The organism is Streptomyces sp. TRM70350, from assembly GCF_019219825.1.
Classification (GTDB): domain Bacteria; phylum Actinomycetota; class Actinomycetes; order Streptomycetales; family Streptomycetaceae; genus Streptomyces.
The window spans coordinates 88,992-104,350 of the sequence record NZ_JAHUXH010000010.1; the positions used below are offsets into that span (position 1 = coordinate 88,992).

Annotated in this window: 12 protein-coding genes and 1 pseudogene; 7 read left to right on the top strand and 6 right to left on the bottom strand. The window is 72.0% G+C overall.

The window, feature by feature from the left end; genetic code table 11:
- Positions 1–25 precede the first annotated feature (25 nt).
- Positions 26–1,447 (bottom strand): radical SAM domain-containing protein, encoded by a 1,422-nt coding sequence (locus tag KWI83_RS17910; protein ID WP_218515363.1) that lies wholly within the window; start codon positions 1,445–1,447, stop codon positions 26–28.
- Positions 1,448–2,470: 1,023 nt separating this feature from the next.
- Between KWI83_RS17910 and KWI83_RS17915 the strand changes: the two genes are divergently transcribed.
- The 3 genes from KWI83_RS17915 (at position 2,471) to KWI83_RS17930 (ending at position 4,680) form a co-directional block, all read left to right on the top strand.
- Positions 2,471–2,956, top strand: a complete 486-nt coding sequence (locus tag KWI83_RS17915) for a hypothetical protein (protein WP_218515364.1) — start codon at positions 2,471–2,473, stop codon at positions 2,954–2,956.
- Positions 2,957–3,042: 86 nt separating this feature from the next.
- On the top strand, positions 3,043–3,672 hold the full coding sequence (locus tag KWI83_RS38705) for a cyclic nucleotide-binding domain-containing protein (RefSeq protein ID WP_308122092.1): 630 nt from the start codon (positions 3,043–3,045) through the stop codon (positions 3,670–3,672).
- A 42-nt stretch (positions 3,673–3,714) separates the two neighbouring features.
- Positions 3,715–4,680: a haloacid dehalogenase type II gene (locus KWI83_RS17930; protein ID WP_308122093.1), complete on the top strand. Its 966-nt coding sequence runs from the start codon at positions 3,715–3,717 to the stop codon at positions 4,678–4,680.
- A gap of 281 nt (positions 4,681–4,961) precedes the next feature.
- Here KWI83_RS17930 and KWI83_RS17935 read toward each other — a convergent pair whose 3' ends face one another.
- The 3 genes from KWI83_RS17935 to KWI83_RS40010 all read right to left on the bottom strand — a co-directional run bounded on the left by KWI83_RS17935 (position 4,962) and on the right by KWI83_RS40010 (position 7,560).
- A complete protein-coding gene (locus tag KWI83_RS17935; protein WP_218515365.1) occupies positions 4,962–5,429 on the bottom strand; it encodes a glycosyltransferase in 468 nt (155 codons plus the stop codon).
- A gap of 17 nt (positions 5,430–5,446) precedes the next feature.
- On the bottom strand, positions 5,447–6,526 hold the full coding sequence (locus KWI83_RS17940) for a hypothetical protein (RefSeq protein ID WP_218515366.1): 1,080 nt from the start codon (positions 6,524–6,526) through the stop codon (positions 5,447–5,449).
- A gap of 116 nt (positions 6,527–6,642) precedes the next feature.
- Positions 6,643–7,560 carry a YbhB/YbcL family Raf kinase inhibitor-like protein gene (locus KWI83_RS40010; RefSeq protein WP_308122094.1) on the bottom strand — a complete coding sequence of 306 codons (918 nt, stop codon included), beginning with the start codon at positions 7,558–7,560 and terminating at the stop codon, positions 6,643–6,645.
- Between the two features lie 490 nt (positions 7,561–8,050).
- On the opposite strand from KWI83_RS40010, the gene KWI83_RS40320 reads away from it, so the two are divergent.
- Positions 8,051–8,296 (top strand): DUF5133 domain-containing protein, encoded by a 246-nt coding sequence (locus KWI83_RS40320; RefSeq protein WP_374106324.1) that lies wholly within the window; start codon positions 8,051–8,053, stop codon positions 8,294–8,296.
- A gap of 162 nt (positions 8,297–8,458) precedes the next feature.
- On the opposite strand, the gene KWI83_RS17960 is transcribed toward KWI83_RS40320, so the two are convergent.
- A complete protein-coding gene (locus tag KWI83_RS17960; RefSeq protein WP_218515368.1) occupies positions 8,459–9,301 on the bottom strand; it encodes a hypothetical protein in 843 nt (280 codons plus the stop codon).
- 333 nt (positions 9,302–9,634) lie between these two features.
- Between KWI83_RS17960 and KWI83_RS40325 the strand changes: the two are divergent.
- A pseudogene (locus KWI83_RS40325) lies at positions 9,635–10,395 on the top strand (transposase).
- The gene (locus KWI83_RS17975) at positions 10,340–11,308 is read left to right on the top strand and encodes an NAD(P)-dependent alcohol dehydrogenase (protein ID WP_218515369.1); all 969 of its coding nucleotides are present in this window, start codon (positions 10,340–10,342) and stop codon (positions 11,306–11,308) included. Before KWI83_RS40325 ends, KWI83_RS17975 begins: the two are co-directional and overlap by 56 nt.
- An 875-nt stretch (positions 11,309–12,183) precedes the next feature.
- Here the strand turns inward: KWI83_RS17975 and KWI83_RS17980 are convergent.
- Positions 12,184–13,695: an IucA/IucC family protein gene (locus tag KWI83_RS17980; RefSeq protein ID WP_218515370.1), complete on the bottom strand. Its 1,512-nt coding sequence runs from the start codon at positions 13,693–13,695 to the stop codon at positions 12,184–12,186.
- A gap of 112 nt (positions 13,696–13,807) precedes the next feature.
- Here KWI83_RS17980 and KWI83_RS17985 point away from each other — a divergent pair, with 112 nt between their 5' ends.
- Positions 13,808–15,301 (top strand): IucA/IucC family protein, encoded by a 1,494-nt coding sequence (locus tag KWI83_RS17985; protein WP_218515371.1) that lies wholly within the window; start codon positions 13,808–13,810, stop codon positions 15,299–15,301.
- The last annotated feature ends 58 nt before the right edge of the window (positions 15,302–15,359 follow it).

The window sequence follows — 15,359 nt, forward strand, 5'->3', positions numbered from 1 at the left end:
ACTTCCGCCCTGCGGACGTACGGACCTACTTCTTCCCTGGCTTCTGCCCTGCGGACGTGCGGACTTCGACGATCGGCAGCAGCGTGCGCAACTCGGCGTTCTCCGCCGGGTCCAGGACCGAGTGCTGCACACAGGCCGGTACCAGGGTGCCGTTCTCCGGGTGCGCCATGGAGTACTGGCAGGCGGCCAGCCGCTCCTGCGTCTCGCGCAGCCTCGGGTCGTCGCTCGTCTCCCCGCGCTGCATGAGTTCCCAGGCCGGGGCGACGTCCGCGGCGTCCATGAACATGTGCATCACGAACGTCACGGGCCGCACGCGGAAGCCATGGCGCACCAGCCTGCCGACGCCCACACGGCGGACCGTTCGGCCCAACCAGGTGAGCGCGGCGGCGATGGTGACGGGGTGGCGAGCGACGACGCGCAGCAGCCTGGCCGCGAGCAGAGCGGGCGGAGTGCCGGTGAAGTTGACCTTGCCGAGGTGGCGGAAGAAGGCGTCGCGTACGGCGAGGTCACGCGGGTCGTCGCCGTCGAGGAACGGGAACCAGCGACCTCCGGCATAGAAGCCGTAGGCGGTGCGGTTGCAGCGTACGTCGCCGTTGTGGAAGACGTTGTGGTCCAGGCGGGTTCCGGCGCCGCGCTCGATCTCGGCCCAGACCGCGTCCGGGGTCGCCGCCCGGTACTGCTCCTTCCAGCGCCGCTCGTCCCCGATGAACGCCGCGGGCTGGAAGGAGAACATGCCGTAGCAGGCGGCGTGGTTGTCGCGGATGACGCCGGCGACCTCGTCCAGGTTGCCCGGGGTGACGGTCATGTTGTGGGCGAGGAAGAAACGGACCCCGTGCTCGCGGCGCAGCCGCACGAACATCTGCGCGAACCGCTTGCGGTGGGGGTTCAGCGCCTGCTCGCTGGGCGGGCGTTCGATGCCGCGCCGCCCGTACATGAACTTGTCGAAGTGCGCGGCGAACGACAACCGGGTGAACCGCCTCCTGCCGTCCGGGCCGAGGGCCAGCCGTTCGAGGTAGGCGTAGTCGAAGTCGCCGTGGGTGAAGCTCATCGGCTCCCGCCCGTGCTCCCGCATGATCTGCAAGGTCGCGGCGTGGTCGTCGGGCGCCAGCAGGCTCACCTCACCGCCGATCAGCTGGGTGTGGGCGCGCGGTCCGCGCAGCCTGCGGAGCAGCCCCATCTGGGCGGCGACCTGCTGACGGGTGTTTGGGCCGTCGACGCGGACGGCGTTGGCGTCGCGGGAGTGGTAGCAGGGGGTGCACTTCAGGTTGCACTTGGGAAAGACGCCGTGGGTGCCCTCGCAGCCCACCCCGTGCTGTCCGATGATCTGCGCGGGGGTCTTCACGCCGTCCGGCAGCTCGGCCCAGCGGCGCTCCATGGCCGCCACGAACTCCGGGTCGTAGGGGCGGGTGGCGCGCTCCAAGGAGCGCAGTCTCGCGACGATTCCCATCGGTTCTGCTCCTGCTGTGTGTGGGGGTGGTGAGGGCGGCCGACGCATGTATGGGTTCCACCGCTGCGCAGGCCGGGCGACGTCCGCTCCCGCCCAGCAGCCGGAGGATCATCGCCGTATCCTCCTGCGCAGCCCCAGCAGGCGGCCGATGACACCCCGGTTGCGGGCGAGCCTGTGGTGGGCGTCGAGGGTCGCGGTGTGCCAGGGCCCGTCCGCGTACGTCGGGGGTGCGCCGTCCCGGCGTACTGCGAGGGCGCCCAGCCCAGCCGCACCGCGGACGCCAGGTGTGCCAGCCCTGATCGCACCACACCCCTGCCGCCCTCAGGAGCTGGACCGCCCGGGATACGAGTGACCCACCGGGAACCACCGGTCCCAGCGCGGTGATCCGCCCCGGCGGTCGCTCCCGGAACCCGGAACCCGGTTCCTGGTTCCTGGTTCCTGGTTCCTGGTTCCTGTGCTGCTGATGCTCTCCCCCATGAGGCGCGTCCTCGGTGAGCGCGCTTACAGTTCTCGGCTCCGATCGGGCACAGCGTTCGGATCGTGGTGCTGCGGGTCCTTCCGGGCGCGGTGTGCCCGGCGATGACGGTCGGCTCGCCTCCTTCGGGCGCATGTCCGGGATTCCGGCCGCCTACGAGCTGTCGGCGGGTGCTGCCGCAACCGCGCCGACCGTGGCACTGACCGCGGGCGAGCCGGTGTGCGGGTTCTCTTTTCCTGGCTCGCCCGCGCCGCCAGGACGCTTCCCCCGGCGTGGGAGGGGCCCGTGGGCTCCGCCCTCTGACCGACACCGCCCCGTCCCGGCACTCCCGGCATGGATCCGGACGCAGCCCCGGCCGTCTCCCGGGCCGCCCACGCGGCCGTCACGGACGGAACCCTCGGCCATGTCCTGATCACGGGCAGGAAATCCCCCTGACGGCCGCATCCTCTACCGGCTGGTACGTAAGCGCCGTCACATACCTGCACATGCCGCCAGTCCTAGCGTCAAAAGCGACAGTCAGGAACCCGAAGCGAGAGGACTTGAAGATCATGGCAACCACCGTTCGGGTATCCCCGAGCACGGCGGTCATCCCGGTCCACGCGGTGTGGGGTGCCGCGGCCGGTCTGGTCGGCGGGATCGGGTTCGGCATCTGGATGTCGGTGTCCCGGCCGATGATGGACACAGCGATGATCACCATGGTCGCCGGTCTGCTCGGCTCCACCAACGCCCTGGTCGGGTGGCTGATCCACCTGGGCATCTCCGTCTTCGCCGGGATCGGGTTCGGCGTGCTGCTGGGCCAGTTCGCCCAGAGGATGGCGCCCGCCGTCGTGCTCGGGCTGGTGTACGGCGCCGTGTGGTGGTTCCTCGGCGCCCTGTGGATCATGCCTGCCAACATGGGCATGCCGGTCTTCCAGTGGAACGCCGTCACCCAGTCCAGCCTCGGCGGCCACCTGGTGTTCGGGCTGCTGGCCGGCCTGACCTTCTCCTGCATCGCCCAGATGACGGCCAAGCGCACGGGCCCGGCAGGGGGATGACGCCGATACCGCCTCCGCGGCCCGACGGCCCGGACCTGCCGCACGGGGGTGCTGCACCGCGCGGCAGCACCCCGGACGGGGGGCCGGTGCCCTACTGTCTGGCCGAGAGCGCCGACGCGCTGGGCAGCCCGGCATGGGGCGCGGCGCCGCCGCCCTGGGCGCCGGGACGACGCGAGGAGACACACCACGTGATCGGCGCCGGGCCGGACGCCGACGCCGACAGGACCTGGTGTCTGGCCGAGGTCGACGTCTTCTGCGACCTGTCCGAGCCGGAAATGGAGGCCATCGCCGCCGCGGCGCCGATGAAGACGTACCCGGCCGGGGAGATGCTGTACTCGCCGACCCAGGCGTGCGAGGCGCTGTTCATCCTCAAACGCGGCCGGGTCCGCATCTTCCGGGTCTCCGCCGACGGCCGCGCCCTGACCACCGCGATCACCACGCCCGGCACGATCTTCGGCGAGATGGTCCTGCTCGGGCAGCGGATGTACGACAGCTACTGTCGTCCGCGTCTCCGCGCGCAGTCGGCTCCGCGCACCACGAGGACGAGGACGAGGGCAGGTAGGGAGGGTCTTGTGCCCAGGATTCCCGTGCACACGGTGGACACGGCGCCCGAGGAGAGCCAGGAGGCGCTGCGCCGCCTGGCGGAGGCAAGGTGCTCAACATCCAGGGGGAGATGGCCCACTCGCCGGTCGCGCCGGCGGCGTACACGGCGATGAGCGCCGCGATCGCCGAGCACGGCACCTTCGACGCCCGGACCCGTGAGGCGATCGCTCCGGCCGTCGGCGCCGCGGACGACTGCTCCTGCTGCCAGGCGGCTCGTACGGGAGATCGCCGGGGACGCCGGCGAGGTCTCCGACACCACCCGGGACGGCGCCGTCGCGGCGGGCTGGACGCGGGAACAGCTGACCGAGGCGTTCGCGCACGTCACCGTGAACCTCTACACCGACTGCTTCAACCACTACGTCCGCACCGACCTGCACATCCCGGCCGAGGCCGACCGCGGACCCGCGTCTACGGAGGACACCATGCCCGACGACGGTCACCGGGATCCGCAGGTCCTGGTCTTCGACGTGAACGAGACGCTCAGTGACCTCAGCCCGCTGCGGGTCCGCTTCGAGGACGTCGGAGCCCCCGCGGCTCTGATGCCCACCTGGTTCGCCGGGGTGCTGCGGGACGGGTTCGCGCTCACGGCCGCGGGAGCGTACGCGGACTTCGCGTCCGTCGCCCTGGACGGGCTGCGGGCGCTGCTGCCGGGCGTGGAGGGGTGGGCCGGGGACGTCGAGGCCGCGGCCCGGCACGTCCTGGACGGGTTCGCCCATGTGGAGGTGCACCCCGATGTCCCGGACGGCGTACGGCGGTTGAGCTCGGCCGGGTTCCGGCTGGTGACGATGACCAACGGCAGTTCCGCGCTGACCGAGCGGCTGCTGGCCAAGGCGGGGCTCCTGGAGTCCTTCGAGGCGCTGCTGGACGTGCGCGGGCCACGGTGCTGGAAGCCCGCCCCGGCCGCGTACCGGTACGCCGTCGAGCACACCGGAGTACAGCCGTACCAGGCCCTGCTGGTCGCCGTGCATCCCTGGGACGTCGACGGCGCACTGCGGGCGGGGCTGGGCGGCGCCTGGCTGCGGCGGGGCACGGCCGTCTACCCGCAGACGATGTCCCGGCCGACCCACAGCGCACGGGACCTACGAGAGCTCGCCGACGTGCTGACCGCTGACAGGACGTGACAGCCGTACCCCCCGAAGGGACGGGAAGCACCGTATCTGCCCTCGTTGCCCCCCGGACGCAGCGCTGCTGAGTGGCCATCCTCACCGCTGTGGTGACAGCCCTTCAGGCGGTGCCGCTACCGGCTGGGACGGGCGGGCCCTGCTCGGCGCGGCGTGTGCGCGCTGTCGATTTCACGAACCACCTCGGCAGGCAACGCCGAGTCCGGCGGCCTCGTCCTGCGCCTCGGGCGGACCCGCGGTGAGCAGAGCGGTGCCGAAAGCGCGCAGCCGCGCCAGGGTGGTTACGTCCGGGTCTCCTGGCGGGCCAGGGCGCTTTTGATCTCTCTGTAGACGGCTGCTTCGAGGCCGCAGCGCCGACAGTCGTCGACATGGGCGGCGACCCGGCGGGCGGTGAGCGGCCTCGCCGTCCAGGCACGCCTGCAGGTGCCGGGCCAATTCCCGCCGCCCACCACCTCCGGGACGGACATCGCGGCACGGATCTGGGCGAGCGCGGCCGGGTCGATCTCGGTGTCGGCATGGACGAACCACAGCACCTCGCCCGAGCAGTGCCGGGCCCCGGCGTTCATCTGCTTCGCCCGGCCCCGCTCGCTGTGGATCACGGTGGCGTGCAGGGAGGCGATCTCGACGGTGGCGTCGGTGGAGCCGCCGTCGACCACGACGAGTTTGCAGTCGGGGAAGTCGAGGCACAGGCGGCCCAGCGCCGTCCGGATCGCGCGTTCCTCGTTCAGGACGGGCACGATGATCGACACCGGCGGGGTCGGGGGTGTCAGTAGCGCAGGAGCACGCCGATCCCGTCCTCCAGAGGCGTCTCCTCGCGGGGGACGACGATCAGTTCGGCACCAGTGGTCACGGCGGCGTACAGCAGGGCGGCGTCGGCCGACTGTCTCTCGTAGCCGGTGACGCCGAAGGTTTGCAGGTCCGCGGCGGACAGGGCGATCTGGTCCGGGTCGGTACCCAACCAGATGCGAGGCCACTGCTCGATGGGGTGGTTGACCACGAGGGCTTCGGCCCGGCCACGTTGCAGGGCTGCGATGGTCGCGGGGAGGCCCTCGCTGTCGGGGTGGCGGGCGCGCTGGGCGGCGAAGCCCTCCAGCCGGTCGCGGTCGTGGGCGGAGAGGCGGCCGCCGAAGAGGGCGGCGAGTTGGGGCTCGAGCAGGGCCCGGCCGCTCTCGACGTCCTGTCCGTTGCGGGGGACGGTGGCCACCCGGTGGCGTACGGGGGCGGGCAGGCGGTTGACCAGGACGCCTCGGGCCCAGGCGTCGCCGCACACCACGAGAGTGTCGGCGTGGCCGAGGTCGACGAGGTGGGCCAGCTCGTCGGCGAGCCGCTCGGCCTCCCGGTGCCAGCCATGGACCGGTATGCGCAGGGAGGTCAGGGCGCGAGGGGCGACCGCGCTGCTCGGCCAACGCCCGGTTTGCAGCTTCACTTGCACGTCTTCGGGGGCGGTGTCGCTGTCCTCTGGTCCGACACGGGTGAGGACGGCGGCGGCGTACGGGATGTCGGGGGCATGCGCCAGCGCCAGTGGCATGGCGTCGGGAAGCAGGGCGTACCTGGTCTTGTCCACGGAGGGAGGTTGGGGCAGCTCCTCGGTGAGGACCAGCTCGCCGTGGGTGGCGAAGAGCGCCTGGCCGTGGCGGCCGGGCAGATCGGCATCGGTCCCTACGGCCTCGGCGGAGGCGTCAGCGGTAGCCGGGTCGGCTCCGAGCTCGATCAGGTCCGAGCGGGTGTGGCGCCTGCGCAGCTCGATCGCCCTGTCCGGCTCGTCGATGTCCCGGGAGGTGTCGACATAGACGGAGGCGTACGGGCCCGGCCTGGCATACAGGGAGTCGAGGAAGTGCAGCCTCACGAGATGTACTCCTTGCTCTCGTCCACGTGCACGACGCAGGTGACGTCAGAGGGCCTGCCGCCGGGAGATGCTCGCCCGATACCGACCGCCTTGCCACATGTGCCGTCGTGTTCGTGTCAGTGTCGGTACAGGCCCACGAGCGTGCTGTCGGCCAGTTCCCGCCTCTCCACGGCTCCGTGGACCTGCTCGGCGGTGGGGGCGTCGGGCAGGACGCACGGCTGTGCGAGCGCGTAGACATGGAAGACATAGCGGTGCGGCTGCTCCCCGGGCGGTGGGTTGGGCCCGCTCCAGCCGCGTCGGCCGAAGCCGTTGACGAGTGCCGTGCCGCCCGGCGGGGTCCGACCCGCCTCCACGCCCCGGCTGTGGGGGTCGATGCCGACCACAGTCCAGTGGACGAAACTGCCCGACGGCGCGTCGACGTCCTCGCACAGCAGCACCAGTTCCGTCGCCTCGTCCGGCACACCGGACCAGGCCAGTGGCGGTGAGACGTCTCCGGCGTCCTCGGTGTACTGGGGCGGAAGACGGTGATGGTCCTCGAAGGCGGGGCTTTCCAGCTTGATCGCCGTCTTGCGTGACTCCTCCTTCCGCTGCGGCGGCTGGTGGCGGACGCCAGGCCGGCGGGACGGCGCGCTACCGGTACTGCCGGCGAAGAGGCTGGTGGCCAGCTCATCGTCCAGACACTCGCGGATCTTTGCGGTCACGCTGCCCTGCACGGCCTCTGCCACCACTTCGATCACCGAGCGGGCGTGGTGGACCGCCTTGGGGAAGTTCTTCTCCTCCCGCTGGGCAACCCGCTCGAAGAACTCGTGTGCGCTCATGTGCACCCCGGTGGCGGGAACGTCCGGCGCCTTCTCGATGCGCCGCAGATGCTCCGCGATCTCGTGCGGCAGCTGGGCGGCGAGTTTCTCCGCCAGCCCGGCGGGGATGCGTTCGGCCAGCGTTTCCAGCGTTGCACGGGTCGCCCTTTCCGCGGCGCCACGACTGTCCAGTCGCGCCCGCGACTGCACCTGACCGGTGAACTCCTCGTGGCGCATTCCCCTGCACCTCCCGCCAGGATCTGTGAGGCTTCCCCTGCTCGCCGGGTAACCAGGGCGCCTCCTGGCAATCACCAGGCGAGCAGGAGGAGGCGCCACGGCTCGACAGGCGTCGGCCCGGCCGCCCGCCTGGCACCGCCCGTCGTCATGGCCCGCCACGACGACCGGCGGCGCCGGCTCCAAGCATGAGTCACGTCAGCTATCACGGCGCGTGCTCTGGGCGGCCGGGCCCGGCGGTGCTGTTCGCCGTATGGTCGGCGCACTCGGGGCCGGGCAGGAGCCCGGCTTCCTCACAACTGGCGGGTCTGGCAGGACCGTGTCCCGCCCTCGCCGTGTTCTCCACAGCGGACCTGACCGTCATCCGCCGCCGTCGGCGGAGGGAGCATCCTCCCCGCCGTACCGTCCTCCGCGGCCCCGATGCTGATGCCCCACGTCAGGACCGTCGCCACGGCACTTCACGTTTACCGGTCCGCATGGGCCGCTCTGCTGCGTGATCCGGCGAGCCCGCTCAGCTACCGTCGGCTCGAACGACGCCGCCTCTACACTCTGCGTCCTCATGGGACAACGGAACGCCGCCGCTGCCGTGGCACAGGCAGAGGGCCTTCTCGCCCGGGCCTCAGCCGAGGAGGGCGGCACCGGCTGGGCGGGGGCGGACCGGCATGCGTTGACGTCGATGCCGGGCCCGCGGCCGACGGCTCGGTCCGTCAGCACGCAGGCGTCCGGCCGTACCCCGTGAGCACCGCCTTTCGCGATCGTGTCACGGGCGGGTCGAACTGATCCAACGGGCCGCCAACGTGCTCTTCGACGTACCGGACGAGATGCACGAAGAGATCACGGTCCACGGCGACGTGATCGAAGTGGCGGCTCCACCTGATCGCTGTCTTTCCACTCCCGGCTGTCACCGTGTACCGGGTCGGGACTCATAGCGCAGGCAGTGGAAACGACCGTTCTCCTCGCGCCCGGTAGGGTCGCCGCCCAGCGCCCTTACCGCCGCGATCGCATACTGCCGTTCCCGCTCGCCGGTGAAGAGGCGCTGCGGATAGGTGCGGGAGACATCGACGGTGGTGCTCAGACCGTGCGCGGCCAACGTCCGGACGATCGGGTGGTACGACACCGTCCGCAGCACGAACGCGCTGACCCATACCGGTCTGCGGGCACCATCCAGCAGTGCCGTGAACGTTCGGGCGGTGATATAGCTGCCGCCGCCTGTCAGCGTGATCAGGCCGACCTCGGCGAGCGCGCGGTTCAGCCTGGGGCTGGGTGAGCCCTGTTCCAGGTCGTCGGTGAAGGCGGCGTCCAGAAGCCCCGCCTCGAGCGCGTAGTGCACGGCGGGTGCCGCGACGTCCAGGCCGAACACCGGCCCTGCGTCCGGTCGGCGCCGCTCGGCATAGAACTCCTTGTCCCATGCCGCGAGTTCCGTGGTCGACATCGTCTGGCAGGCGGGGAGGGTGTACCGCTCGTACATCTCCGCCAGCGTCACGTCGTGGTTGAGCAGCGCGGCATTGATCCCGTACGAGCAGCACACGTCCAGCACCGCCGGCCTGTGGGGACGGCCGTCGTCGAATGCGGCCCGTTCAGCGGCGACCTGCCGGAAGACCGGCTGGGCATGGTGCGGGATCTCGTACTCCAACGGGGCCAGCCGCCTGAAGTACGTGCGGGGATCTGGCCGGTCGTAGATGTCGTCGAACCGCGACTTGCCGCCCGCCACGCCCTCGGTACCGCCAGCGCCAGACCCGGCCATGCCGTACTCCTCCTCGCAGAGCGCATCCGTACCTCCACCATGACCCGCCTCCTACCGCCCCCGGTGTCTGCCACGCAGGAGGGCGCACAGGTGCACTCGGTCGCTCGCAACACCAGCTGCACGGCCAACCCCCCGGAAGCCGGCGGCTGCCCCTCCCTGCCGGCGCCGTCGGGCACGCGGCTCTCCGGCCATCAGGGAGGAAGAGGTTGCGGTCATACAGGCACTTGGCGTACCGGCTCAGCGGACGCGGGCCGGGGTGGGCATCTGATCGCGAAGCCGTACCGGATGCGGCTGACCGGGCAGGGCGTGGGCTAGTAACTGCGCCGCTGGCGCTTGTCCTTCCAGCGCCCGGACCAACGGGCCGAGGAGCCCGGCGATCCAGGCCCGGGCGAAAGCCGAGGGCGGCGAGGTGCACTTGCCGACCGGGGCGGCATCCGCTCCGACCAGGTCACCGGCCGCAGCTGGGGCGCCAAGGGGTGCACCCCCGTCGTGCGCCGCACGGGCAACCGGTTCTCGGTCAACGCCACGTCCGCGATCAGCACGAAGGGCCGGATGCACTTCATGGTGTTCACCGAGACCTTCGACGCCGACGTCATGTGCCGCTTCCTGGACCGGCTCGCGGGCCACTTCGACCGTGAGGTGCACCTCGTCGTGGACGGCCACTTCGCGCACGCGTCGAACTGCACTTCCTGCCGTCGTACTCGCCGGAGCTGAACCCCGGCGAGCTGGTCAACGCCGACCTCAAACGGAGCCTTCCGATGCACGGCCGGGCCCGCGACCAGGCCCCACTCGCCGCCGAGACCCGCCGGTTCTTCCACCGGCGCCGGCGTCTGCCACACGTCGTCCGCAGCTACTTGGGCGGCCCACACGTCCGCTACATGCACCCCCGTCGGGTCACCGGGTCGTCGATCGGTAGGGCGTCCACCGTAGGAAAGTTCATCGCGCCCGGTCCCAAGACCGTACTCAGGAATCTGGTCAGACGTTCGATCCGTCGGGATGGTTGTTCGGTGTCGGAGACCGCAGAGGGGAGCTACGGCCATGAAGGCGATCGTTCAGGATGCGTACGGGTCGGAGGATCTCCTGGACCTGCGTGACATCGACCGCCCCGTACCGGGCGACGACGAGGTGCTCGTCGAGGTACGTGCCGCCGGTGTGGGGCCCGAAGTGTGGCACCTGATGACAGGCAAGCCGTACGTGGCCCGGGTCGCCCTCGGACTTCGTAGGCCCAAGAACCCCGTCCGGGGCTGGGACGGGGCCGGGCGGGTCGAGGCGGTCGGGGCGAAGGTGACCGACTTCAAGCCGGGGGATGAGGTGTTCGGCAACTGCGAGGGGACCTTCGCCGAGTATGCCCGTGCCAAGGCCGACAGGATTGCGCTCAAGCCCGCCAACCTCACGTTCGAGCAGGCCGCCGCCCTCCCCGTCTCCGGCATGACCGCCCTCCAGGCCCTCAGCGGCAAGTCCCGCCCCCAGCCCGGTCAGCGGGTCCTCGTCATCGGCGCGTCCGGCGGCGTGGGAACGTACGCCGTCCAGCTCGCCACGATGTACGGCGCCGAGGTCACCGGCGTCTGCGGTCCCGCCGGCGCGGACCTCGTCCGGTCCCTGGGCGCCACCCACGTCATCGACTACACGCGCGAGGACATCACCGACAGCCCGCACCGCTATGACGTCATCGTCGACAACGCGGGACTTCGGCCGCTGCCCGTACTCCGCCGGGCCCTCACGCCACGCGGCACTCTCGTCATCGTCGGCGGCGAGGGCGGGAGCGGCTTCCTCGGCGGTATGAGCCGTGGCCTTCGGGCCGTCCTGCTCTCCCCCTTCATCGCCCAGAACCTCCGCAACCTCGTCTCCCTCACCCGCCGCGAGGACCTCCTGACGCTGAAGGACCTCACCGAGAAGGACCGGATCACCCCGGTCATCGACCGCACCTACCCCCTCGCCGAGGCACCCGCAGCCATCCACCACCTGAGGCAGGGCCACCCCCGGGGCAAGCTCGTCGTCACCATCTGACGGCTGCCCGCCCCCAGCCCGGTCCGCGGGCCGGAATTGGGTTGAGGTGCGCGGCGTGGCGCATTCGCTTGCGGCATGGACGACAACCCCACCATCAACCAGCTCCCCGCCGCCCTGACGGAGCCGCAGGCCGCCGCCCACGCCACCGGTTTCACCATGTCGTGCGAAACCCCGTACCGCGAGCCTGCTCGCCACCCTCGCCGCGACCTGCCCCGGCGGCCGGATCCTCGAACTGGGGACCGGTGTCGACACGACGGCGCCCCCTTCGCCCTCGTCTTCGCGGACACCTGTCCGGGGGAGTTCCAGCACCGGGTCACAGGGACGGTGATCCGGTACGGCCCGCCGGATCGCCCGCAGCCACTCAGCGCGCCTACGGCAGCGATGGTTTTCCGCTCGCCACTGCACGTGGCAGCGGCCCTCCCTGGGGAGAATCTGGTCACGACGTACGTGCCCAGGTCGTCGGCCTCGACGACGGCGGGGAGGGAGCCGCCGGAGCGCAGGGGTGCCTCACCTTTCACGGCATGCTCCCACGCTGGGACGAGCCGGGGAGCGCGGATCTGCGGCTGGCCCTGGTGTCGGGCGACTGGGTCGGCCTCGACCTGCCCGGCCGCCTCGCCGCGACCGTGGCCCGGCTGCCGTCTGGTGGCCCTGGGCGGGGCGACCGAGGCGTCGATCCGGTCCAGCGTTACCGGGTCGTGGACGAGCGGGGCCGGGACTGCCCAGGACTGGGTCGCGGGCGTTCCCGGGACTCACCGGCTTCGGGCAGGCGCGGGAGCTGCCGGGCCGCACCGTCGAGCATCGCGACGACCAGCGCGCCGCATCCGCTCCCTGCCGATCACCATCGACCAGCTGATGCTCTGACTCTCCAGCAGTACTCAGGCTCCGCCGACCAGCGGATTCGGCAACGGCCGATAGCGGGCGGCGGCGCCGTCCGCGCCCGTCCAGCGCAGCAGGAGGTTGGTCTTGGCGGGGAGCGTGGGCGCCGTGAGCAGCGCGGCGGTCTCGGGCAGGTCGTGCCGGGCCAGTTCGCGGCGGACGGCGGGCCAGGGGTCCAGCCCGCCGTGCCGTTCGGCGAGTGCCCCGGCCAGCTCGGCCAGGTGGTTGACGACCAGGCAGTACACCAGCCGCTCCCATCCGGCCGCCCGCGACACGTCCGGCAGCAGCTTCACGCCCTCCGCGTCCCGGAACAGCGCCTGCACCGGTGTCCCGTCCGCGGCACAGGCGACCAGCGAGTTCTGCAGATGCGCTTCGAGTACGACGCCGTGGTCGGCGAAGGCCGCGAGGACCGGGGGCACCACTTGGCGCAGATACGCCTCCCACCAGCACGCCGGGTCCACCGGACCGTCCAGCGGGCTGCCCGCGAAGCCCTCCACCAGCCCGGCGGCGAGGAACGGGGCCGCGCCGGGCAGGACGTGGCCGCGCACCCCGTCGCGGACCAGGACGGCGAGTTCCTCGAAGGCGAAGTCGGCGGTGCGATAGCCCCGGTCGGTCAGCCAGGCCGCCGTACCGCCCGCGAAGGCCCTGCGCACGGCGGCGTCGGTGCGGCGGAGCTTCAGCAGGTCGTGCCGCCACAGCCGCCGTACGTCGTTGGTGATGCGCACATCGAGGCTGAACTTGAGGAAGAGATCGCGCTCCGGGGCGTACACCGTGCGGATCGCGGCCGTGGGCCAGACCGGGGATGCGGTGGTGCCCAGCCGGATCAGTCGGCCGTCGGCGAAGGCGGGGGCGAGGTCGCGGGCGGTCAGGTCGAGCTGCCAGGGGTGGGCGGGCAGCAGCCGGTAGCCGGGCGGGGGCTGGCCGAAGGTGTCGAGCGCCGAGGTGTCGCCCTCCTCCACGACGGTGTCCTCACGCACCCCGAGCAGGACGAGGGGGAAACGGGCGTGCGCCTCGGGGGCGTAGGGCAGCCAGCCTGTCACCGGGCCGCCGCCGCGCGCCTTGGGGGCGGGGTGGTGGGGGTGGCCGGTGACCAGGGACTGCTCGGAGCGCAGATAGGGGTCGTCGGGCGGGGTGGCACGCGCGCGTGCGGCCAGGAGCGCGGCGACGGCGTCCCGGCTGTCGAGCATCTCGGCGGGCAGTTCGTGGTTGGACAGGCCGGTGTGGCGGCGCAGTTCCTCGCCGACCAGCTTGACGAGTTCGGTGTGGTCGAGGCGGTGCCAGCCGTGCGGTGTGTACACCTCGGGTGCGGTGGGCCGCCGGCCGCCGCGCACCCGCAGCAGCCGGTCACCGCCGGGCAGCCGGTAGACCCCCTCCCGGCCGGGCAGCGGGCGCGCCACCTCGCGCAGCAGACAGTTGAGCAGCGGCGCGGCCGCGTAGGCGTCCGCCAGATCGGCGACGGCGTCATGTGCTGCGGCGTCGGCGGGTGGGGGGATGAGGTCCACGCGTTCCACTCGTTCCCTACGGTTCCTTCGTGCGGAGACGATCAGTATCGCTGTCGTCACCCCCGCCGTGACCGCCCAGGTCGCGCCGTGCCGCCCCGACTCGCCCCCGAGGAGCCCGCCCGTGCACCGTCGCCCCACCGCCGAGGCCGAGGTCGCCGACGAGCTGTCCGTCGTCCGCCCGGACCTCGCCGAGCGGTACGCGGCCGAACTGCCCGCCGCCCGGGCGGCCGTACTGACGCGCCTGTGGCGTGCGCTCACCCATGAGCCGCTCCCCTGGGTGGAAGGCCGCACCCCGGGCGGGGACGGCGTCACCCTGCGCCTGCGCGACGGCCGCCGCCTGCACGGACCCACGCCGGACCCGTACGCGACCGCCGCCTACGTCACCGCCGTACGGCTCGACGACGTGCCGTACGACCGTCCGGCACGGCTGATGACGGACCTCGCCGTACCGCACGGCGTGGACCTCGCCGCCGAACTCGACCACAGTGTCGCCTCGCTGGCCCTGTCGAGGGCCGGACAGCCGCCTCGCCCGGAGGAGTGGCCGGGAAGCGACTGGGAGTGGGAGCAGCGGGTGGTGGACGGGCATCCGTACCACCCCAACTGCCGTTCCCGCCCCGGTTTCTCGGTCGCCGAGCAGCTCGCCCACGCGCCCGAGCACCGCCCGCTGGTGGGGCTCGGGCTGGTGCCGGTCCCGGCGGAGGCGTGCCTGGTGACGGGTGCCTGGCCGGAGCGGATGCGGGACGGGCGGCGGGTGCTGGTCCCGGTGCATCCGTGGCAGGCGGCGCATGTGCTGAAGCGGCCGTGCGAGGAGCGGCTCACCGGGCACCCGCTGATGTCCTTGCGCACCCTCGCCCTGGACGCCGGAGTTCACGTCAAAACGGCGCTCAGCGCGCGTCTGACGTCGTCCGTGCGGGACATCTCGGTGCCGTCGGTCGCCGCGTCCATGACCCTGTCGGCGTTCGCCGAGGAGCTGGCGGCGTGCACGGACGGCCTGCTGCACGTCACGCGCACGCTGGGCGCGGTCACGGACGGGTCGCCGGACCTGGCGGCCGTGCTGCGGGAGTCGCCGCAGGAGTACCGGCGTCCCGGTGAGCGGGTCCTGCCGGTGGCCGCGCTGGCGACCACCGGACTCCCCGCCTCCGCAGCCTGGTTGGGCGACTTCGCCCGGCTCGCCCTCGGCGTCGGGCTGCGGCTGCTGGAGCTGGGCGTGGCGCTGGAGGCGCACGGCCAGAACCTCCTCGTCGTGCTGTCCGCGACCGGCGCCCCCGCACGGCTGGTCTACCGCGACCTGGCCGACATCCGGGTCAGCCCCGCCCGGCTGGCCCGGCACGGCATCCCGGTGCCGGAACTGCCCGCCCGGATCCTCACGGACGACGTGACGGCGCTGCGGCGCAAGCTGTTCGGGTCACTGGTGGCGGGCGCGCTGGCCGGGACCGCCGGGTCGAGGGCGGCGCTGCGGACGGCGCTGGAGAGAGCCGTACGAGACCTGCCGCGCACCCCCGACCTCTCCGCGCTGTGCGAAGATCCGCTGCCCACGAAGGCGCTGACGCTGATGCGGCTGTCGCCGGGGACGGTCGGCGATCTGTGGACGGAGCTGCCCAATCCGCTGCTGTGACCCGCCGTTTCCGAGCAGGACGATCTTCCGTTTTGGAGCCCGACACCTCTGATCAATA